The organism is Pontibacter chinhatensis (assembly GCF_900113285.1).
GTDB lineage: Bacteria > Bacteroidota > Bacteroidia > Cytophagales > Hymenobacteraceae > Pontibacter > Pontibacter chinhatensis.
On the sequence record NZ_FOOT01000003.1, the window covers coordinates 226,075 to 245,586 of the forward strand.

Consider the following 19,512-nt stretch of genomic DNA (forward strand, 5'->3'; position numbering starts at 1 on the left):
CGAAGTCAAACATACTTAGGCGCCGCTGTCCTTCTTCTTCGTGTAGTTGTAGAGGATAAACAGCACCAGGCCGATCATGAAGATCCAGTAGTTGCCTGCAAAGTCGTCTTCGACGATGCTGCGGTGCGCGCCAATCACCATCACCACAAAAGACAGCGATAGCAAAATCACGTAAAGGAGCCTTCGGTTCATTGTTCACTAAAATTAAATTTACCTGTCACCTGCTTGATGGAGTAGCGCGACATGTCCTGCTTTGCCGTCAGGCCTTTGCCGGTCAGGATCTCTTCTGGCGTGGTGATTTTCACGAACTTGTCGGTGTAGATCTGCGCCTTGTTGCGGTCCCAGTACAGTTCCTCTGTCTCCAGCTTCTCCTGTTTCTTCAGGTTGTCCACCACCACGTTTCCCCGGGCGTAGTACAGGCTTTTGCGGGGATCCTGCTTGCCGTAGTTGCCCCGCAGCGTCGACTCCAGGGTGCCGTCTTCGTCGTAGAACTCCACATAGAAGCCGTCCGGAAAAACGCCGTCGCCGTTCTCAAACTCCTGCTGCACGGGCGCCTGCAGCTTGATGAGCAGCTTGGCCGAGTCGCTGTAGAGCGTGGTCACATCATGGTTCTCGATGGTCGGGCCGGTGTAGCGCTCTTCCTCGTCGGGGTTTTTAGTCTCCCTCTTGCAGCCAAAGCCTGCCACGGTGAGCACAACAGCCAGCATCACTAAAAATGCTTTTCGCATTGAATGTTTTATACTTCGGTTTCTGTGAAGGTAGTAATTTTTATACTTTATCTGATGGGGTAACGGCCTGCCATAAAAAAAGCCGCTCCAAGAACGGCCTTTATACTTTATAGCTATGCTTGATGCCTACTCGATGCGGCGCTTCAGGAACCAGCGGCTGTTTACAGTAAAGCCGAGGCCGAACTGCAGGTAATCCTCTTTAATAAGGCCGCTGTCGGTGGTGCCGCGCTGGCCGTACCCCAACGATAGGTTTAACAGATACAGGTCGTAAATAGTGCCACGGCCCAGCGGGAATGTGAAGCCAGCCGTTACGCCCATGTCCTTGATGTCCTCTCCGTTCAGGCGGTACTGCGTGTCGTTAAAGTATAAGCCTCCGCGGTAGGTGATGCGCTTAAAGTAGCTGTCGATGGCGTTGGCGTTAGGCGTATACTCTGCTCCCAGAGCCATTCTGTAGCTATCCTTCAGGTTATCGTTGCCGCCCTCAAAGGATTTATACTTTGACCACTCGTAGGTGCTGAAGTCTGCCGCCACCGTCAGGTTGCTGCCGTTGTCGATGCTGATGCCGGCGCGCCAGTTGGCCGGCAGGTGAATAGAGCTGCTAAGCGTATCCTCATACGTAATAAGGCCTGCCCCCGATTGGTCGGGCAACAGGTTGCCGTCCGGTCCGCGGCGCTCCAGCGACACATCGCGCTCTGCCTCCAGGTCTGCTGCAAAAGTATAGACACCGCCCACACTCATGTTCAGTTTGTCTTTAAGCTTCTGCCTGTAGTTGATGCCTGCCCGGAAGATGAAGTCGCTGTAGGTGGTGCGGTCCACGCGCGTGATGTTCACGATGCTCGCGCTTGCCTGCTCCGGGTCCTGCACGTTGGTTCCGGTTTCGGCGATGGTATTGCCGAACAGGTAAGAGGCACTACCGCCAATGGTCAGGCCTCCGAAAAGCCTGATGCCGTGGGCAAAGTATGCCTCCGAAAGACCTCCCTCGCCAGAGTACTTGCGCAGGATGCTGGCTTGCGGGTTGCCCTCCACCTCAGAGGAAGAGTTTATCTCGTAATTAATTGTTGTAAAAGGACGCAGCCCGACAGCCGTGCTCCAGCGCCTGGAGATAGGGATGGCAAGCGAAAGGTTATACAGGTTGGCGTTACCGTCGCGCTGCGAGGCGTACTGGCTCTTTACAGTTTTAAACTGCCCTGCCCCACTGAAATCGAAGTTGGTGATGCTGTTATAGTATAGCAAAGCCGGGTTCGCCGTATTCGGCTGAAAGCTGTTTCCCGCACTAATGCCTGCCCCGGCCATACCAGCCCCGCGAATGCTGCCGTAAATCTCGTTGACCTCGCCCATGCCGTAGCGGGAGTAGGGCGTATTGCCGATAAGCTGCGCCTGGGCCACCTGCGTCAGGCATAGTGCCGCGAAGCCTATCAGTACTCGGAGTGTCTTATGCATTATATGTCAATATTCTGTGAAGCCCGATCAAGACCAGTTCAGGAATTACAAAGATGCGTCCTTTTAACTTTTTTTCAAAAAATCCTGCATCGCCCCCGCAAAGTATAACCACTAAATCGGCAGCTCTTTCGGTGTAGGCCTGGATAAAACCATTGAGCTCGGCCACGCTGCCGGCCAAAACACCGCTCAGAATGGACTCCTGGGTACTTTGCCCCGTCAGCGGAAATTTTTCGTCGATTTGCTGTACTAACGGCAGCCGCTCTGTAAAAGTATGCAGGGCCCTGAATTTCATCCGCAGCCCGGGCGCTATGCCCCCACCCTGGTACTGCCCCTGCGCGTCCACAAAATCATGCGTGATGCAGGTGCCTGCATCAAATACAAGGCAGTTGCGCCCCGGGAACAGGTAATTGGCCCCCACAGCTGCGGCAATCCTGTCGGCGCCCAGCGTTTGCGGGGTTTTGTAGCGGTTTATAACAGGCAAGGCTGCCTGTGGGGTTAGCTCTAATAGCTTACCCGTAACAGACAGCCCTGCTTTTATACTTTCTGCGCCTGCGCCCACCGAGGCAACAATGGCCCTGTCAAAGGTTTGGCCTTGCAGCGCGGGCGGCAGTGGGTCCTGTCCTTCAAAATAGCCCTGCTCCACCAGAGCACCCTCCTCGAAGATGCCATACTTGGTGCCGGTGTTCCCTATATCAATGGCCAGGTCGCGCATGCAGCTTACATGAAATACTTTAGCTGGATCACTTCTTTCTCGGTAAGGTAGCGCCAGTCGCCGCGCGGCAGGTCTTTTTTGGTCAGGCCAGCATACTGCACGCGGTCCAGCGACACTACTTCGTAGCCCAGGTGCTCGAAAATACGGCGCACAATGCGGTTACGGCCGATGTGTATCTCCAGCCCCAGGAACTTGTTAGACTCTCCCAGCAGCGCCACGTCATCCACTTCGGCTTTGCCGTCCTCCAACTCCACGCCTTCGGCTACTTTCACAAAGTCAGCCTTGGTGATGGGCTTGTCCAGCTCTACCTGGTAGATCTTCTTGATGTTGTTGGATGGGTGCGTCAGTTTCTGCGCCACCTCTCCGTCGTTGGTGAACAGCAGGAGGCCGGTGGTGTTGCGGTCCAGGCGGCCAACCGGGAAGATGCGCTCCTTGGAGGCATTGCCCACCAGGCTCATCACCGTCTTGCGGCCTTCCGGATCGTCTGTAGTTGTCAGGAAATCCTTTGGCTTGTTAAGCAGCACGTACACCATCTTCTCGCGGCTCAGCAGCTTTTTGCCATAGTATACATTATCGGTGGGCTGTACTTTGTAGCCCATCTCAGTAATCACCTCACCGTTCACCCGGATTTCCCCTGACTCGATAAGCACATCCGCTTCGCGGCGGGAACAAACCCCTGCATTGGCGATGTAGCGGTTCAGGCGGATAGTACCGTCGTTCTCCTCTTCCTCACGGTTGCTTTTCTTAATGCGCGGGTTGTTCTTGTAGCGGCTCAGGTTATAGTCTGGCGCCTGCTGCGGCTCCTCGTTCCTGTTGAAACGGTCGCTAGAACGGCCTCTGGAAGAGCTAAAGCTGCGTACCTCGCGCCCGCCCCTGTCTTCGCGGAAGCTGCGTTTCTCGCCAAAGGAAAGCTTGCCATCGCGGTTAAAGCGACGCTCACCACGCTCTTCTCCGCCTCTGCGATCATCGCGGCGATCGGAGTTGAAGCTGCGGCGTTCGCCATCCTCGCGTCTTGGACGATCAGAGTTGAAAGAACGGTGTTCACCACCCTCTCTTCTGTCAGAATTAAAGGAACGGCGCTCACCGCCACGGCGGTCATCGCGTCTGTCCGAGTTAAAGCTTCTTCTGTCGTTGTCGCGTCTTTCCGGCCTGTCTGAGTTGAACGAGCGGCGTTCTCCGCGCTCTCCTCCCTCTCTTCTGTCGCCGTACGGTCTGCGCTCGCCGCCTTCCCGGTTTGGCCGGTCGCTGCCGAAACTGCGTCTCTCACCGCCCTCACGCCTGTCGGAGTTGTAACTGCGGCGCTCGCCTCCTTCTCTTCTGTCAGCGTTAAAGGAACGGCGTTCCCCGCCTTCTCTCCTGTCGCCGTAAGAGCGTCTTTCGCCCCCTTCGCGTCGCTCAGCGTTGAACGGCTTGCGGTCGTTATCTCTTCTTTCTTGTCTGTCTCCGAACGAGCGGCGCTCTCCGCGTCCTTCTCCTTCGTCGCCAGATCTTTCGTATTTGTCTCTTCTGTTAAAGATTTTCTTGCCTTCGCGGTCGTTATTTGGTCTGTCAGAACGGTTTCTGTCAGTTCCTCTTCTGCCTTCGCCGGCGTTGTCGCGGCCAGGTCTTTCGTTGAATTTTGCCATTGCTATTTATTTAGTGATGCAGTATCGCTACTGTACCTTTGGTTGTGCAGTAATAATGGAATTGGGTAAGCTATAGTTCAATACAGATGCTTGTACTTTCAGGACTAATCGGCTGACTCGCCAATGGAGTTTTCTTCGGTGGCGAAATCTTTTAGCTGCGGAAGGTCTTTGATGTGGTTGATTCCGAAATAGTCCATGAACTTCTGCGAGGTGCCGTAAAGCACGGGGCGCCCGATGGTGTCGGCTTTGCCCTTTATCTCGATCAGTTCTTTCTCCAGCAGCCTTTGCACAGCATAGTCGCAGCCTACGCCGCGTATCTGCTCCATCTGGCTTCTGGTGATGGGTTGTTTATAGGCAATAATAGCCAGCGTCTCCAATGCAGACGCTGACAATTTTTTCTTCGACTTGTGTTTTAGATAAGTGCTGACCGTATCCTGGTACTCGGGCTTGGTCAGGAACTGGTAGCCGCCCCCGATCGCATAGATCTGAAAGGCAAAGCCCTGCTCCTTTAGCCGCTCGTTTATGGCTTCCACGGCTTCCAGCACGTCGCTTACCAGCACCTCTTCCATCCCCAGCGCCTCCTGCAGGCAGCGTTGAATTTCCTCAATGCTGATGGGCGACTGGGCACAGAAAACAAGTGCCTGAATATGGTGTTGCAGTATATCCAAAGGAATTTAGCTACTAATCGTTACGCTGAAGCTTGGCCTCGATAGAATGCTGGGTATGCGGTACCGCACGCAGCCTTTCCTTAGGGATCAGCTTGCCCGTTACGATGCAAACGCCGTACGTGCCGTTCTTAATCCTGATCAGCGCGTTCTCCAGCTGCTGGATAAACTTCATCTGGCGGGAAGCCAACTGGTTCAGGCTTTCCTTCTCCGCTGTATCCGCACCATCCTCGAGCATCTTAGACGGAGAGGCTGTGTTATCAGTTCCTGAGTCATTACGGCGGCTCAGGGTCTCCTTGATAAAGGCTACCTCTTTGCGAGCGTTGGCTAGCTTCTCCAGGATGATCTCTTCAAACTCAGCAAGCTCTTCTCTTGAATAGCGCTGTCTTTCTTCGTTTGTATTCATTGCGTTAACTGTGAAATAGTTTTACCCCCTTAGACTACTAACCCCTGTTAGTAATTATAAACTAAATTTGGCGTATGCGTCCATAACACCAGACGCACAGTTATAGTTTAACTTGCTAAACTCTTACAAAATCTTAGCCAAGATCCATTTTTGAGACCTAGGGTGTGCTAAAATTGCTGCAAAAATAAGAGTATTCTTAATACTTTACTATCGACGTCAACTATTTAACCTTTTTTTATTATTGATAATCACTTTAATTTCAGCCGCTCACCTCTGGAACGATAGTTGCAGAGGCGCTGCTACGGCCCTCGGGCTGCTAAAATGACTACTGTATGAAGAAATTTACTTTCCTGCTCGCTGCCATTCTTTTTGTGTCAGCTTTGTCTTCTGCCTCTGCACAGGTGCGCCGCACACAGGCAGAGCCCTCCCGCACGGTTGTGCTGAAGGCTAACGTGCTCAGCCCCTTCGTGCTGACGGCCTCTGGTTTTGTGGAAGTGGCCTTTGCCCCGCACATGAGTGCCCAACTAGGCGCGTTCACTACCGGAGCTTCTTACAAGGATGTGAAGTTTAGCGGACACGGCTTTACCCCGGAGGTACGCTACTACCTCTCCGAAACAAAAGAGGCCCCGAAAGGTGCCTATGTAGCCGGCTACGGCCGCATCCTGGACTATAAGCTAACGGTAGATGATGAGGAAGAAGGCAAAACCTACGAGGCTTCTTATAAACCCATAGGAGCTGGTGTAGCTATCGGTAACCAGTGGATCTTTAACAGCGGCATTGCGGTTGATCTGTTTATGGGCTTAGGCGTGAACGGCGGTAGCCTGAAGGTGAAGTCCGGAACGAAGGATGACTTTGACCTTGGCTTCCTGAACCTGGTGGGCAGCGGTGTCCGCTTCAGGCCGGGGCTAACGGTCGGTTATAGTTTCTAGCCCATACTATTTATATGAAAGGCCCGCTTTAGTTGCTAAAGCGGGCCTTTTGCTCTACGCTCTTTCTGATGGCGCAAGTTATACTTGAGCCTTGGGATAGCGTTGAGTTTGTACCTCGACTGGCTCGCAGAGCCATACTTATACTTTGGCTATACTTTTATGCTTGTCGGTTTATACTTCAGTTTATACTTTTATAGCCACCGCTTCCTTCTATTTGAAACAAGCTATCCTTATTAGCTACCGTTTATCCTCTAGTTCCCACAAGCGGCTCGTTTCATCTCCTGCTTTGGAGCTCTCAAGCCCGAGAGAGCTCGTCCTCGGGCATCGCGCGGTGTACATTTCTTTTGCTACCCTTCGGTCGCAATGCCCTTTCAGGGCACCAGAAATCTACAAGGCGCTCAACCCAAGGACTGGGAACAGATTCGATAGCTCCTGCTAATGCAACTAGAACCCAAGTCCCCCTTTGAAGGGGGCAGGGGGATGGTTCTACAACACCACCGGCTATGCAACTTATACTTCAGCAACAGTAATAACAGACTCCCCGCCTTAGCCAAGGAGGGGCCAGGGGTGGTTGGAGCTGACACTGCAAAAACTCCCTCTCCTGTTCTTAGGGGAGGGCTGGGGTGGGGTTTGCCTTCCGCCTAGCAAAAAGCCCCGGATACATACCTAAAAGCTCAGCATGCCAATGGCAGCCGCTGCGGCTTCTACTCCTTTGTTGCCGTGCTTGCCTCCGGCTCTTTCCAGGGCCTGCTCCAGGGTATTGGTGGTGACAAGGCCAAACGAAACTGGCTTGTTGAACTTCAGGGCGACGTTGGTGAGCCCGTTTGCTACGGCATTGTTGATGTAATCGTCGTGCTTGGTATCTCCCTTTATAACCACACCGATACAAATCACGGCGTCTATCTCCTCCTGCAAGGCCAGAAACTGTGCCCCCAAGGTCAGCTCAAAGCTGCCTGGCACCGTGTTGATGTAGATATTCTCTTTTTTCGCCCCGTGCTTCAGCAGGGTATCCACGGCGCCTTGGCATAACACGCTTGTGATATCGTCGTGCCACTCTGCCACTACAATGCCAAAGGTTTTCTGGGAGATGTCGGTAAATTTATTCTGGTTGTAATCGCTCAGGTTCTTTAATGCTGTAGCCATACTTCTTTTGGTTATTCGTTGCTCGATGTTAGTTATTCGTGATTCGCAGTCTAAAGGTCATCACCAGCGCATCCGCGATTTTATACTTTTTATGCTTGCTGCCGGCGCACTTTATACTTTGCAGCTGCCAAAATACCAATAAAAAAGCGCTTCTGCCTAAACAGAAGCGCTTCTTGTGTTATTCAAGTATAAGTTTACTACTCTGCTTGCTTACCACCTGCCAGTTCCTCGGCACGTGCCTTAAACTTTTTAGCATCCGTAACTTCCGCAGAAGCTACATAGTCTTTGATGATTTGATCATACACCCCTACAGCAGCGCTGTAGTTGTTGCCAGCCTCATACGCAAAGCCTGCTTTTAGCAGATACTGCGGCGAGAAGAACTCGTTAGCGTTGTGGCTCGCAGCTTTCTTGTACATGTCAGCCGCTTCGCCGTGCTTGCCTTGCTCCAGCAGCGCATCGCCGGTCAGGTTATAAGCGCGGGACTGCAGCAGGTAATCATCAGACTTGAACTTTTTAAGACGCGCCTCTGCTTCTGCAAACTGGCCTTCCTTCAGAAGTGCCACACCAGCATAGAAATTCGCCAGGTTACCGGCGTCTGTGCTGCTATACTCGTCTGCAATCTCCAGCAGGCCCGGGTTCTGGCCATCTCCGTTCAGCGCCTTGCTCAACGAGTCAGCTTCGAAGTAGTAAACGGCCTGGAACATGGAGTTTTGCGCCTCCACATTCTGGGTGCTACGGTAGTTAAAGTACAGGAAACCGCCTACAATAACAGCAGCGATAGCGATGAATACTCCCAGCAGCTTCGATTTGTTTTTCTTCACAAAGTCCTCTGAGCCGTATAGGCGTTGCGCCAGTGCATCAGGGTTCTCAACCAGCTCCTCAAATTCGCTGTGGTTCTTAACTGTTTCTTTTGCCATCCGTGTGTTAATGTATTATAACTTCAAAAGTATGAATTAAAAGTAATTAGAATCAATACTTTCAGTTTCTAAACACCAAATTTATACTTTTTAATTCCTGCTTTGGTCTATAATATGCCTTAGTCCATGATGAATGGATAGTTCGGCTCGATGTAGATGTCGGTGTACAGTTCTTCCGGCTCTGGATAAGGAGACTCCTCGGCAAACTTCACAGACTCTGCTACCTGCTGCTTCACCTTGTCGTCAATGGCTTCCAGTTCCTCTTCTGTTGCCCAGCCGTTTTTCAGGATAGTAGCCTTCACAGACTCTATCGAGTCGCGGCCTTTGTAGTCTTCCAGCTCCTCTTTGGTTCTATACTTGGCAGGGTCAGACATGGAGTGGCCTTTGTAGCGGTAAGTTCTGAACTCGAGCAGGGTTGGTCCTTCGCCAGCGCGGGCGCGCTCAGCAGCTCTGGCCACTGCTTCGTGCACAGCCTCTACCGACATCGCGTCTACTGGCTCAGAAGGCATGTCGTAGCTCTCGCCCAAAGTATAAAGCTCCGTTACGTTAGACGTACGCTGCACGGAAGTACCCATGGCGTAACCGTTGTTCTCGATAACAAAGATCACTGGCAACTTCCAGGTCATGGCCATGTTCAGGGCCTCGTGGAAGGCACCCTGGCGTACGGCGCCATCGCCCATGTACGTGATACACACGTTGCCAGTATTATTATACTTCTCGGCGAAGGCAATACCAGCGCCAAGTGGCACCTGGCCACCCACAATACCGTGGCCGCCCATAAAGTTCACCTCTTTGTCGAAGATGTGCATCGAACCGCCTTTGCCCTTAGAGCAACCAGTAATCTTGGCAAACATCTCGGCCATGATCACGTTCGGGCTAGTGCCCAACGCCAGTGGGTGTGCGTGGTCGCGGTAGGCTGTAATCCACTTGTCATCTTTACGCAGGGCACTGGCGGCACCGGCCGCACAAGCCTCCTGACCGATGTAGAGGTGGCAGAAGCCTTTGATTTTCTGCTGGCCATACAGCTGGCCGGATTTCTCCTCAAAGCGGCGCATGAGCTTCATCTTCTCAAACCACCACATGTATGTTTCCTTTGAAAACTTTGGCTCAGCCTGTACCTTTGCTTTTGCCGACTTCGCTTTTGCCTTTTCTTTCGTATCAGCCATGAGTAATAGTCTATAGTACGTTAAAGATGTCCGTTTATACTTTGCTTAAAAGCCTAAAACTGGGGCAAATATAAGCCTTAAACGGTTTGTCACGCGAAATTAAGGATAAAAGATATCAATTGGAAATTTAATGCTCCTCGAAAACCTCAGTTTGCTGTTTTTCAAAAACTACGACGAAGCTGCCCTCAGTTTTTCGGAGCATATTAACTGCTTTATCGGCGACAACGGCAGCGGCAAAACCAACCTGCTCGACGCCATCCACTACCTCTCCATGACCAAGAGCGCCTTCCCCGGCACCGACGTGCAAAGTATAAAGCAGGGCGAGGACTTCTTTATGGTGAAGGGCCGCTTCGATATTGCAGGCGAGAAGCAAACGGTGCAGGTGAGCCTGAAGCAGGGGCAGAAGAAGACCGTGACGCGCAACAAGGCCATCTACGAGAAGATCAGCGACCACATCGGGCGTTTTCCGGTGGTGCTTATCTCGCCTTACGACACCGACCTGATCCGGGAGGGCAGCGAGGAGCGCCGCAAGTACTTCGACAGCCTCATGTCGCAGTTCGACCACGTGTACCTGGAGCAGCTCATTCAGTATAACTACATCCTCAAGCAGCGCAACTCGCTTTTAAAGCAGTTTGCCGAGCGCAACTACTACGACCGCGACTACCTGCAGATCCTGAACGAGCAACTGGTGCCCCTGGGCGAGGAGCTGGCGCAGGCGCGGCAGCGCTTTGTGCAGGACTTCGTGCCGACTTTCCAGAAGCACTACCGCCACATTTCCGACAGCCACGAGGAGGTAACGCTCACCTACAAAAGCCAGCTGGAGGGCAGTGATTTTGCCTACCGGCTGCAGCAGGCCGAGCGCAAGGACCTGGCCCTGCAGCGCACCACCGTCGGCCCGCACAAGGACGACTTCGTGTTTCTGATGGACGGCAACCCGGTGAAGAGCTTCGGTTCGCAGGGGCAGCAGAAAAGCTACGTGATTGCCCTGAAGCTGGCGCACTTCGAGGTGATGGACCAGCGGCAGCACCACAAGCCCCTGCTCCTGCTCGACGACATTTTCGACCGCCTCGATGAGAAGCGCATCACCAAGCTCATGCAAATGGTGGCCGCCCATACTTTCGGCCAGATCTTCCTGACCGACACCCACCTGGAGCGCACCGACAGAATTCTCGAAGGCCTCTCGGAAAGTATCCGTAGATTTGAGGTAAGGGAGGGGAAAGTAAGTTTAATTGCTTAATTGTTGGTTGTTAAATTGTTGAAATGATGATTCAGCACAAGTCAAAGCTTTTCGAGTACGACAAACAACTTACTGAAAAAGGATATGCAAGCTATAGTACAACAGGAATCAATCCCTCAGGCCGAAGCAAGTATATCAAACTAATCAAAACCGCTTTTAAACAGGAAGATTTTGATTTAGGAATAGATGTAGATAAACCGTGGGAAGAAATTGAGATGCAAGACTATTTTCAAATTGAGTATCTTTTTGTGGGAAAACTTTTGGAGAACCCTCCAAATCCAATATCTAATGACAAAGTTGGTTTTAACATCTATCAAGAAGATAAGTTTGGCAAACAAGAATTTCAGTCACAGAATATCCTTAACCTAACAGTTATCATAGATAAATAGAAACTCTTACTCCCCTTTCAGTTATTCACTCATTCACTCACCCACTCATTCAAAATTAAAAACATGCGCTACTACAAGAAGAAAGAGGCGATTGACAAACGCAAGGCTGACATCCAACCGATTGGAGAGAGCCTGAAGGCACTGATGCAGGCGTACCGGCTGGACGGCAAACTGAGCGAGGTGCAGTTGGTGCAGAACTGGGAAAAGATCATGGGCAAGCCCATCGCCCTGAAAACGCAGCAGTTATACTTTAAAGACGGCAAACTGTTCGTAAAGCTTACCTCCGCCCCGCTCAAGCACGAGCTCAACATGTCGAAGAGCAAGGTGGTGGAAATTCTGAACACGGAGGCAGGCAGCAACGTGGTGAAGGACATTGTGTTCCTGTAAAAATTGTACTCCTTTACTTACTTTATGCATAGGCGATGTTATCGCTTTCAGGTTAGCGCAATTATACTCTCCTCCAGACATTTCAAAATCATCTTTCACTAAACAGCTGACGGCTAAACACATATACAAAGGCACTAATCTTTCAAGGCTTGCACTATTAGTATTTATAATATATAGTGAAAACAATATAGTATAATTATTTAATTGTACTACAATATTTTACCTGTGTTATGTGAGCTGATTGCTATACTTTTGCACCGATTTCAGCAATAAGCTTTTAGCTCATGTACCGGTTTTTACTTTTATTTTTCAGCTTTTCTGTTTGTTTTTCAGCTTCTGCAAACAACATCCGGGTAAGCAATGTTGCACTGAGCAACCAGAACCCCACCGAAAAAACCACCACCATTAACTTCAACATCAGCTGGGACAACTCCTGGCGCCTGTCTGTAGGGCAGCAGAACTGGGATGCGGCCTGGGTATTTGTAAAGTATCAGCCCAGCGGCAGCCAGCAGTGGTACCACGCCAAACTAAAGCCGAGCGGCCACACCGCCCCCACCGGCTCCACGGTAGACGCACCTGCCGATGGCATGGGCGCCTTCATCTATCGCGCCGGCCCTGGCTCGGGTACCTTCTCGCTTACGGATGTAGGCCTGAAATGGGACTACGCCGCCAGCGGCCTCACAGACGGCGCCCTGGTAACCGTGAAAGTGTTTGCCATCGAAATGGTGTACGTGCCGCAGGGGGCTTTTTATGCCGGGGATTTCGGAACTTCCCGCGGTGCTTTCAAGAAGGGCTCGGGGGACACCCGCCCGTGGGATATAACTAGCGAGGCAGCTATCTCAGTCACGAACACCGCCTCTAACGGATATTACTACACGGCTACCTCTTATACTACCCTGGCTAATGGCGCCACTTTTTCTGTTCCGGCTTCATTTCCAAAGGGCTTCCAGGCCTTTTACTGTATGAAGTATGAAATCTCAGAGGAGCAGTGGGTGGATTTCTTTAACACCCTGACCACCCCGCAGAAAATTACCCGCAGTATCAAAACTACTGGCGCAGTGGCAAACCGCAATACTGTTAGCTGGACAGCTGGCGGCGGGGATGCCACTACACAGGCCCCAAACCGCGCCTGTAGTTTTTTGAGCTGGATGGATGGTGCCGCCTATGCCGACTGGGCCGGCCTACGCCCCATGACGGAACTGGAGTTTGAAAAGGCCGCCCGCGGCAACATGGATGCCGTTGGCGGAGAGTATGCCTGGGGCAATGGCGACTACATCACAAACGTGACAGCCGTAGCAAACGATGGCACTCCCGCTGAAGGCAGCAACACAGAAGGCGCTAACGCCAACTACGGCAATACCGGACTTTTAGGCCCAGTGCGCGTGGGTATGTTTGCCACCGCCACCTCCGACCGCGAGAAAGCCGGAGCCTCCTACTGGGGCATCATGGACCTGAGCGGCAACGTGTGGGAGCGCGTTGTAAGTGTAGGTTTTACAGCAGTGCACCCCTTTGACGGCAGGCACGGCGACGGAGAGTTGAGCGGCGATGGCAATGCCACGGTAGCCAACTGGCCGGGCGCCTTAGGCGCTATCAACGAAGTGACAGCCGCAACAGGCGCCGGATTCCGGGGAGGATCCTGGTTTACGCCAGCCGCCGAGCTTCGTACCTCCGACCGGTTCTGGGCGACATACAACTACAATATCCGCCGCCACGATTTCGGCTTCCGGGCCGTGCGTACGGCTCCCTAAGTAAAAAAGGCTGCGTTTATACTTGCCTGTCATCCTTAAACCTCCTGCCAAAGGTGCGTTTCCTGTCTTTATTTATAGTGACCCTACTTTCCTGTTCTATACTTTGTGTTGCAACATCGGCACAAAGTATAGCGCAGGGTGGGCCGGTATTTACAGGCGGCGAAGGCGGAGGTTCCGCGTCTGCACAAACAACTGCTCCGCTTACCTTAGCCGGATCTCCCTTTTCGCTGCCTATTTACCAGGGGGGCAACGGCCACGGGAGCAGCGCCGCACAACAACAAACGCCTGCCACCCTTTCCGGCCAAGCAGTACCCCAAACGCTTTACCATGGAGGGTTATCTGATGGTTATACTTCTGCGGCCAAAGACAAGGCCGTAACCTTATCCGGCGAGACAAGCAGCATCCCGATCTTCCAGGGAGGAATAGCCGACGGCGCAGCCGCTGACGAGGCCAGGGTTTTAACGCTAGACGGAAGCACCCTGGACCTGACGCTGTACAAAGGCGGAACTGGTGATGGGTGGGGGCAGGCTACATTGGCCGCGGAAAAAGCACTGGATGGCAACGCCTATACCCCCACCCTGTTTTTAGGGGGAGCTTCCGATGGCTGGGCAATGGCATCCTCCAAGGACCAGACCTTGCAGGGCGAAGTGCTACCACTATCGTTGTACCAGGGCGGGCAGGGCGATGGATGGGCGATTTATACTTCCAGGAGCCAGTCGCTGGACGGGGTGCAGGAAGACCTGGTGCTGTTTAAGGGAGGCATGGGGGGTGGCCATTATGCGAGCGTATTTATCCCTGAAGCTACTCCCCTACCCGTGGAACTTGCCTTCTTCAGCGCTCACCGCCTCAACAACGAGCAGGTGGAGCTGCGCTGGACGACCGCCTCGGAACAGGAAAACGCCGGCTTCGAAGTGTGGCGCAGCGACAACACAATCAAGGCATGGCAGCGGCTAGCGTTTGTGGAAGGGGCCGGCAACTCGGTGGTTACCCGCCGCTATACTTTTCTCGATAACAACACCCACACCGGCACCTCCTACTACAGGCTCAGGCAGGTGGATACTGACAGCACAGCCACTTTCTCCAAAACAGTGGCTACAGCTGGTGCGGACTTTAGCCGGAGAACTGCCGCGGCATGGCCCATCCCGGCTGATGACTACCTGACCGTGCAGGCACCCGACGTAGCACAACCGGCTTCGTTGCAGCTCTACAGCGCCGATGCCCGCCTGCTGCTGCAAAAGCAGTTCACCAACAGAACTGAGCTGGACCTGCGCCATCTTCCCTCTGGTTTATACTTCCTGCACGTTTTTCAGGCAGGTCAGCCTCCGTCTATTATCAAGGTAATGAAGGCGCCTTAAGGATTTTTGTATCTCAGGGCGGTAGCCTCTCCGTATATTCTTGTTAGACTATACTTTGTTCTATGACCGATACCCTGCACTTCCGCCCTGTTTCCTACTCCCGCACCACCCTTACCGAGCTCATGATCCCGAGCTACGCCAATTTTGGCGGCAAAATACACGGTGGTATACTTCTCTCCCTGATGGACAAGGCGGCTTACGCCTGCGCTGCCAAGCATGCAGGCAACTACTGCGTAACTGTTACAGTGGAGGGGGTACATTTTCTGCAGCCCGTGGAAGTAGGTGAGTTGGTATCGCTGAAGGCCTCGGTAAACTATGTGGGCAACACTTCGCTGATGGTGGGCATACGGGTGATAGCGGAGAACGTGAAAACAGGCAAAATAAAACATACAAACACCTCATACTTCACCATGGTAGCCAAAGGCGAGGACGACAAACCCACTCCGGTCCCCGGCCTGATCCTGGAGACTCGCGAAGACGGCCGCCGTTTTCTGGAAGCTATCAAGCGGCGTGAACTCTCACAACGTTACCAGGCAGAACTTGCCACCTCCAAGACTATACTCCAGGTAGAGAAAGAGCTGCACCTGCTGCAGAAAGAACGCTGCAAAGTGGCGTTTTAGCCCGGTGTGTCCGGTGACGAGCAGTAGCCATGCTTCCCATTATTCCCATATCCTTTGTACCTTGTATCTTTGATTATACTTTACAACAGATACATGCTTACAAAATCTACCCTTAAATCCCTGCTGGCCGTGGTGCTGATGGTTGGCTTATACTTCGCCAACTTACCAACCGGCAAAGCCCAGACCATTGTTCGCCAGGATGCGGAAATCAAAAAAATGGTGGAGGAAATCTCTGCCGCTAACCTGGAGGCACTGGTACGCAAACTGGCCTCGTTTGACACCCGCCACTCGCTGAGCACCCTGAAAGACAAGAAAAAAGGCGTTGGCGCTGCCCGTGAATGGGTGAAAGCTGAATTCGAGAAGTATGCCCAAGCCTCGGGCGGGCGCATGACCGTGGAGTTGGATAAGTATAACGTGAAGGCAAACGGACAGCGCATTCCGCAGGATGTGGAGCTGGCCAACGTAATGGCGACCCTGAAAGGCACTGACCCCAACGACGACCGCGTGCTCATCATCAGCGGGCACCTCGACTCGCGCAATACCGACATCATGGATGCCAAAGGCAAAGCCCCTGGCGCAAACGACGATGGCTCCGGGGTAGCCGCCGTGATGGAGCTGGCCCGCATCATGGCCTCGCGCCAATTTCCGGCTACGATCATTTTTGTGGCCGTCACCGGCGAGGAACAAGGGTTACTGGGTGCCCGCCACCTAGCTGAGAAGGCCAAGGCTCAGAACTGGAACCTGATTGCCATGCTCAACAACGACATGATCGGCAACTCCTCTTCCGACGAGACAGAACTGCGCAACAACATGCAGGTACGTATTTTCAGCGAAGGTATCCCGGCTGTCGAGACCGAAGAGCAGGCCCGCATGCGCCGCGCCACCAACCGTGAAAACGACAGCGAGAGCCGCCAGCTGGCCCGCTACATGAAGGAGATCGGTGAACGCTACGTAGACCAACTCGAAGTGAAACTGGTATACCGCAACGACCGCTTCCTGCGTGGCGGCGACCACACCCCGTTCAGCCAGAATGGTTTTCCGGCCATACGTGTGTGCGAGATGAACGAGAACTACCGCCACCAGCACCAGGATGTGCGCGTGGAGAACGGCATCCAGTACGGCGATTTGCCCGAGTTTATCGACTATGAGTACATGCGCAAGAATACCGCCCTCAACCTGGCCTCGTTGGCCAACCTGGCCTGGGCACCGTATGCGCCAGCTAACGTGGGCGTCAACATCAAAAACCTGACAAACAAAACCGACCTGCAGTGGGAAGCACCAGCCAAAGGAGAGCGCCCAGCGGGCTACTATGTGCTGATGCGCGAAACCAGCAGCCCGGTGTGGGAGAAGAAATTTTTTGTGAAGGATACGAACGTAACGCTGCCCTACTCCAAGGACAACTACTTTTTTGCCGTGCAAGCCGTAGACGCCGAAGGCCACGAAAGCCTGCCTGTGTTTCCGGTGCCGGTACGCTAAGTATACCTCAACATGAAGCGATTACTGCACTTTATACTTTGCCTGCTCTTCCTGGTTCCTGTTTATACTTTACAGGCGCAACAGCAGGAGATAAAGGTCACCAAGCTAGCACCTAACGTATGGGTGCATACTTCCTACAGCACGTATCAGGGCGCGCTGGTCCCCTCGCATGGGCTGGTGGTTGCTACCAAAGAGGGTGCGGTGCTGGTGGATACCGGCTGGGGCAACGAGCCCACCGAGCAGCTGCTGGCCTGGGTAAAAACCAACCTGAAGCAGCCGGTAAAAGTATGCCTGCCCACCCACTGGCACGACGATAAGATAGGCGGCATGAAAGCGGTGCAGCAGCAGGGCATCCCGGTGGTTACTTCTGCGCTTACAGCCATACTTGCCACTGAGAATGGCAAAGGCACTCCGGACGTTACTTTCGCCACAGACACGACGTTTACCATCGGTGGACAGCAGTTTGAAGTATACTTCCCCGGCGGCGGACACACAGCAGATAACGTGGTGGTATACTTGCCGCAGCAGAAAATCCTGTTCGGCGGCTGCCTGGTAAAAGACCTGCAGACAACTACGCTGGGCAACATCGCCGACGCAGACCTGAAAAGCTGGCCCTTTGCCATCCGAAACCTGCAGCAGCGCTACCCCAAAGCAAAAACGGTAGTACCCAGCCACGGTCCCTGGGGCGACAAGGCCTTGCTGAGCCATACACTGGAGCTACTGCAAAAACAGTAGCCATGTAAAGTATAAAAGCGAGAGGCCGGGGCAAATAGCTCCGGCCTCTCGCTTTTATACTTTATCTGTTCGGTTATACTTAATCCCTGTTCACCAGCTTGTTAAAGTTGCCGTTAGGATCGTGGAGCAGGGCAAGTTTGTTATCGTCAAACTCCTTAAAGAAGTCCTCCCAGCTGATCTCCTCAAAGCTTGAGTTGTCGTCGCTTTTCTTCGGGAAGTGAATGCGCAGCACGCCTTCGCCGCTGCCATCGTTCTCGGTGCCCTTGATGATGCTGGGCACACCGCCGTGTTTCTCAGCCCACTTCTTTATCTCTTCGTGATTCGTTGTTTTCTTAGCTTCACTCATGGCTTGTCAGGTTTATGGTTGTGGTTAAACTATACGGCACCGGCAAGTATGGGTATAAAAAAATCAACCCCGAGGCAGGGCTGATTTTTTTATATAAGCAGTTGTATTCTCTGCGCTTATAGTTTGCCTACCCGGGCTGCGGATGTTACGTCAGAAGTTATAGACGGCGAGCCTTTATAGTACACCGACGATGCCCCCGAGGCATTGATGTCCAGCCCTTCTTTGGCAAACACCTTTACGTTGCTGGCGCCGCTGGCATTTACCTGCACCTGCTGCGCCTCCAACTCCGAGGCCTCCAGCTTAGAGGCTCCCGACAGCTGCATGTTCACATCGCCGGCTTTGCCCAGCAACTCCACCTTGCTGGCGCCGCTTAGGTTGCCCTTAATCTGGTCGGTGGCAATGGTTAGCTTCAGGTTAGAGCCGCCGCTCATTTCCAGCTTCAGCCCCGGCGATTTAAAGCTGGAATTGCCCACCACTTTCACCCCGCCGCTAATACTTATACTTTCCAGGCTCTTCAGCGTAACATAGGCCTTCATACTCTTGCTCGTGCTGACGCCTTTGTCGTTGTAGATGTGCAGGACGCCGTTACGCACCTCGGTTTTGATGTTGTCGAGCAGGTTTTTCTGTGCCTCCAGGCGTACGCCCTCGTTGTTGCCCTGCGTGAGTTCCACCACAAAGCCGCCACTCACCTGTATGCCTTTTATGTTAGAAACATTTCTGTTCTGAGACTTTATCTCTCCGCTGCCCCGCAGGCTTTGCGCGTTTACGTTGGCGCCCAGCAGCAGTAGCGAGAAGCACATCAGCCCCAAAACCACTTTTTTCAGATTAAAATTTTCCATAGTACCGACTTTAAGCGTTAGTAGATTAAGATGATGAAGTATGTTACGTTTACCTAAAGATGTGATTTTTCGAAGAAGGTTGCTTGCAGGAAAAACTTTTTTCAAACATACGCTCTACCAACGTCTTTTCCAGCTCCTTACTTACCCAAAGCAGAAAGTTGGTTGCCAAATGTATGGGTTGGAAGTACAAGGCTTGGGCAGCAAAGGCAGCTCTTGAAACGATAGTAGCTGCCAAGGCGGGAGTGACAGCAAGTATGGGGTCACTACCAGGTAGTAGCACTGCAGGGTTTAGCAATGGGGCGCTCTGAGAGACACATGCCCAAAATAAGGGACAGCCGCCCGCAAAGGTACGGTGCTTATTCTATAGCAGGTTTCAGCAGCAGGCCGGCAAGCAGTCCGATAAGGTACAGGAGCACCAGGGGCAGCAGGCGCCCTGCTTCTATAGCTGCCGTATCGTGCCGCAGACAGTACATCAACAGGCCCAGCAAGAAAGTGCCGCAAGCAAACAGGATGGATTTGTAAAGCTTCGTCATAGGCAAAAGATAGAATATTATACAATACCTATACTTTATTATCTTTCAATAAGTTACCAAAAATTTAACCCGAAAAGCAAATAATGTTTGCACATACTTGCAGTGCTTTTAAAAAG

Annotated in this window: 22 protein-coding genes; 9 read left to right on the plus strand and 13 right to left on the minus strand. The window is 52.6% G+C overall.

Annotated elements, in window-relative coordinates; genetic code table 11:
- Positions 1-15: 15 nt before the first annotated feature.
- From BM040_RS21710 to BM040_RS10185, 7 genes are all read right to left on the minus strand, one after another.
- Positions 16-192 (minus strand): hypothetical protein, encoded by a 177-nt coding sequence (locus BM040_RS21710; RefSeq protein WP_175491033.1) that lies wholly within the window; start codon positions 190-192, stop codon positions 16-18.
- A complete protein-coding gene (lptC, locus tag BM040_RS10160; RefSeq protein ID WP_092100769.1) occupies positions 189-728 on the minus strand; it encodes an LPS export ABC transporter periplasmic protein LptC in 540 nt (179 codons plus the stop codon). The genes BM040_RS21710 and lptC overlap by 4 nt, the downstream gene beginning before the upstream one ends.
- A gap of 126 nt (positions 729-854) precedes the next feature.
- Positions 855-2,168 (minus strand): BamG family beta-barrel-assembly machinery protein, encoded by a 1,314-nt coding sequence (locus tag BM040_RS10165; protein ID WP_092100770.1) that lies wholly within the window; start codon positions 2,166-2,168, stop codon positions 855-857.
- Positions 2,161-2,880, minus strand: a complete 720-nt coding sequence (locus tag BM040_RS10170; protein WP_092100771.1) for a type III pantothenate kinase — start codon at positions 2,878-2,880, stop codon at positions 2,161-2,163. Before BM040_RS10170 ends, BM040_RS10165 begins: the two co-directional genes overlap by 8 nt.
- A 5-nt stretch (positions 2,881-2,885) precedes the next feature.
- On the minus strand, positions 2,886-4,505 hold the full coding sequence (locus BM040_RS10175) for a pseudouridine synthase (RefSeq protein WP_092100772.1): 1,620 nt from the start codon (positions 4,503-4,505) through the stop codon (positions 2,886-2,888).
- Positions 4,506-4,609: 104 nt separating this feature from the next.
- Entirely contained in the window at positions 4,610-5,173 is a 564-nt protein-coding gene (gene scpB / locus BM040_RS10180) for an SMC-Scp complex subunit ScpB (protein WP_092100773.1), read from the minus strand.
- A 13-nt stretch (positions 5,174-5,186) separates the two neighbouring features.
- The gene (locus BM040_RS10185; protein ID WP_092100775.1) at positions 5,187-5,576 is read right to left on the minus strand and encodes a TraR/DksA family transcriptional regulator; all 390 of its coding nucleotides are present in this window, start codon (positions 5,574-5,576) and stop codon (positions 5,187-5,189) included.
- Between the two features lie 332 nt (positions 5,577-5,908).
- On the opposite strand from BM040_RS10185, the gene BM040_RS10190 reads away from it, so the two are divergent.
- Positions 5,909-6,505: a DUF3575 domain-containing protein gene (locus BM040_RS10190; RefSeq protein WP_092100776.1), complete on the plus strand. Its 597-nt coding sequence runs from the start codon at positions 5,909-5,911 to the stop codon at positions 6,503-6,505.
- A 666-nt stretch (positions 6,506-7,171) separates the two neighbouring features.
- On the opposite strand, the gene ribH is transcribed toward BM040_RS10190, so the two are convergent.
- From ribH to pdhA, 3 genes are all read right to left on the minus strand, one after another.
- Positions 7,172-7,648: a 6,7-dimethyl-8-ribityllumazine synthase gene (gene ribH / locus BM040_RS10195; RefSeq protein ID WP_092100777.1), complete on the minus strand. Its 477-nt coding sequence runs from the start codon at positions 7,646-7,648 to the stop codon at positions 7,172-7,174.
- 197 nt (positions 7,649-7,845) lie between these two features.
- Entirely contained in the window at positions 7,846-8,565 is a 720-nt protein-coding gene (locus BM040_RS10200; protein WP_092100778.1) for a tetratricopeptide repeat protein, read from the minus strand.
- 119 nt (positions 8,566-8,684) lie between these two features.
- Positions 8,685-9,731, minus strand: a complete 1,047-nt coding sequence (gene pdhA / locus BM040_RS10205) for a pyruvate dehydrogenase (acetyl-transferring) E1 component subunit alpha (RefSeq protein WP_092100780.1) — start codon at positions 9,729-9,731, stop codon at positions 8,685-8,687.
- A gap of 130 nt (positions 9,732-9,861) precedes the next feature.
- Here pdhA and recF point away from each other — a divergent pair, with 130 nt between their 5' ends.
- The 8 genes from recF (at position 9,862) to bla (ending at position 17,678) form a co-directional block, all read left to right on the plus strand.
- Positions 9,862-10,968, plus strand: coding sequence for a DNA replication/repair protein RecF (gene recF / locus BM040_RS10210; RefSeq protein ID WP_092100782.1), 1,107 nt, complete (start codon positions 9,862-9,864; stop codon positions 10,966-10,968).
- Positions 10,969-10,991: 23 nt separating this feature from the next.
- Positions 10,992-11,357: a hypothetical protein gene (locus BM040_RS10215; RefSeq protein ID WP_092100784.1), complete on the plus strand. Its 366-nt coding sequence runs from the start codon at positions 10,992-10,994 to the stop codon at positions 11,355-11,357.
- A gap of 63 nt (positions 11,358-11,420) precedes the next feature.
- Complete coding sequence (locus BM040_RS10220) at positions 11,421-11,744, plus strand: DciA family protein (RefSeq protein WP_092100787.1); 324 nt, start codon at positions 11,421-11,423, stop codon at positions 11,742-11,744.
- Positions 11,745-12,028: 284 nt separating this feature from the next.
- A complete protein-coding gene (locus tag BM040_RS10225) occupies positions 12,029-13,492 on the plus strand; it encodes a formylglycine-generating enzyme family protein (protein WP_092100790.1) in 1,464 nt (487 codons plus the stop codon).
- A gap of 53 nt (positions 13,493-13,545) precedes the next feature.
- Positions 13,546-14,847 carry a T9SS type A sorting domain-containing protein gene (locus tag BM040_RS10230; protein WP_092100793.1) on the plus strand — a complete coding sequence of 434 codons (1,302 nt, stop codon included), beginning with the start codon at positions 13,546-13,548 and terminating at the stop codon, positions 14,845-14,847.
- 62 nt (positions 14,848-14,909) lie between these two features.
- Positions 14,910-15,467, plus strand: a complete 558-nt coding sequence (locus tag BM040_RS10235; RefSeq protein ID WP_092100795.1) for an acyl-CoA thioesterase — start codon at positions 14,910-14,912, stop codon at positions 15,465-15,467.
- A gap of 93 nt (positions 15,468-15,560) precedes the next feature.
- Entirely contained in the window at positions 15,561-16,943 is a 1,383-nt protein-coding gene (locus BM040_RS10240) for a M28 family metallopeptidase (protein ID WP_092100797.1), read from the plus strand.
- Positions 16,944-16,955: 12 nt separating this feature from the next.
- The gene (gene bla, locus BM040_RS10245; RefSeq protein WP_092100799.1) at positions 16,956-17,678 is read left to right on the plus strand and encodes a subclass B1 metallo-beta-lactamase; all 723 of its coding nucleotides are present in this window, start codon (positions 16,956-16,958) and stop codon (positions 17,676-17,678) included.
- A gap of 79 nt (positions 17,679-17,757) precedes the next feature.
- On the opposite strand, the gene BM040_RS10250 is transcribed toward bla, so the two are convergent.
- The 3 genes from BM040_RS10250 to BM040_RS21715 all read right to left on the minus strand — a co-directional run bounded on the left by BM040_RS10250 (position 17,758) and on the right by BM040_RS21715 (position 19,396).
- Positions 17,758-18,024, minus strand: coding sequence for a hypothetical protein (locus BM040_RS10250; protein ID WP_092100801.1), 267 nt, complete (start codon positions 18,022-18,024; stop codon positions 17,758-17,760).
- Positions 18,025-18,140: 116 nt separating this feature from the next.
- On the minus strand, positions 18,141-18,863 hold the full coding sequence (locus tag BM040_RS10255; RefSeq protein WP_092100802.1) for a head GIN domain-containing protein: 723 nt from the start codon (positions 18,861-18,863) through the stop codon (positions 18,141-18,143).
- A gap of 356 nt (positions 18,864-19,219) precedes the next feature.
- Complete coding sequence (locus tag BM040_RS21715) at positions 19,220-19,396, minus strand: hypothetical protein (protein WP_175491034.1); 177 nt, start codon at positions 19,394-19,396, stop codon at positions 19,220-19,222.
- Positions 19,397-19,512 lie beyond the last annotated feature (116 nt).

Coding starts and splice junctions, on each gene's coding strand:
- BM040_RS21710 (WP_175491033.1), bottom strand. CDS start 192: ATGAACCGAAGGCTCCTTTACGTGATTTTGCTATCGCTGTCTTTTGTG.
- lptC (WP_092100769.1), bottom strand. CDS start 728: ATGCGAAAAGCATTTTTAGTGATGCTGGCTGTTGTGCTCACCGTGGCA.
- BM040_RS10165 (WP_092100770.1), bottom strand. CDS start 2,168: ATGCATAAGACACTCCGAGTACTGATAGGCTTCGCGGCACTATGCCTG.
- BM040_RS10170 (WP_092100771.1), bottom strand. CDS start 2,880: ATGCGCGACCTGGCCATTGATATAGGGAACACCGGCACCAAGTATGGC.
- BM040_RS10175 (WP_092100772.1), bottom strand. CDS start 4,505: ATGGCAAAATTCAACGAAAGACCTGGCCGCGACAACGCCGGCGAAGGC.
- BM040_RS10185 (WP_092100775.1), bottom strand. CDS start 5,576: ATGAATACAAACGAAGAAAGACAGCGCTATTCAAGAGAAGAGCTTGCT.
- BM040_RS10190 (WP_092100776.1), top strand. CDS start 5,909: ATGAAGAAATTTACTTTCCTGCTCGCTGCCATTCTTTTTGTGTCAGCT.
- ribH (WP_092100777.1), bottom strand. CDS start 7,648: ATGGCTACAGCATTAAAGAACCTGAGCGATTACAACCAGAATAAATTT.
- BM040_RS10200 (WP_092100778.1), bottom strand. CDS start 8,565: ATGGCAAAAGAAACAGTTAAGAACCACAGCGAATTTGAGGAGCTGGTT.
- pdhA (WP_092100780.1), bottom strand. CDS start 9,731: ATGGCTGATACGAAAGAAAAGGCAAAAGCGAAGTCGGCAAAAGCAAAG.
- recF (WP_092100782.1), top strand. CDS start 9,862: ATGCTCCTCGAAAACCTCAGTTTGCTGTTTTTCAAAAACTACGACGAA.
- BM040_RS10215 (WP_092100784.1), top strand. CDS start 10,992: ATGATGATTCAGCACAAGTCAAAGCTTTTCGAGTACGACAAACAACTT.
- BM040_RS10220 (WP_092100787.1), top strand. CDS start 11,421: ATGCGCTACTACAAGAAGAAAGAGGCGATTGACAAACGCAAGGCTGAC.
- BM040_RS10225 (WP_092100790.1), top strand. CDS start 12,029: ATGTACCGGTTTTTACTTTTATTTTTCAGCTTTTCTGTTTGTTTTTCA.
- BM040_RS10235 (WP_092100795.1), top strand. CDS start 14,910: ATGACCGATACCCTGCACTTCCGCCCTGTTTCCTACTCCCGCACCACC.
- BM040_RS10240 (WP_092100797.1), top strand. CDS start 15,561: ATGCTTACAAAATCTACCCTTAAATCCCTGCTGGCCGTGGTGCTGATG.
- bla (WP_092100799.1), top strand. CDS start 16,956: ATGAAGCGATTACTGCACTTTATACTTTGCCTGCTCTTCCTGGTTCCT.
- BM040_RS10250 (WP_092100801.1), bottom strand. CDS start 18,024: ATGAGTGAAGCTAAGAAAACAACGAATCACGAAGAGATAAAGAAGTGG.
- BM040_RS10255 (WP_092100802.1), bottom strand. CDS start 18,863: ATGGAAAATTTTAATCTGAAAAAAGTGGTTTTGGGGCTGATGTGCTTC.
- BM040_RS21715 (WP_175491034.1), bottom strand. CDS start 19,396: ATGACGAAGCTTTACAAATCCATCCTGTTTGCTTGCGGCACTTTCTTG.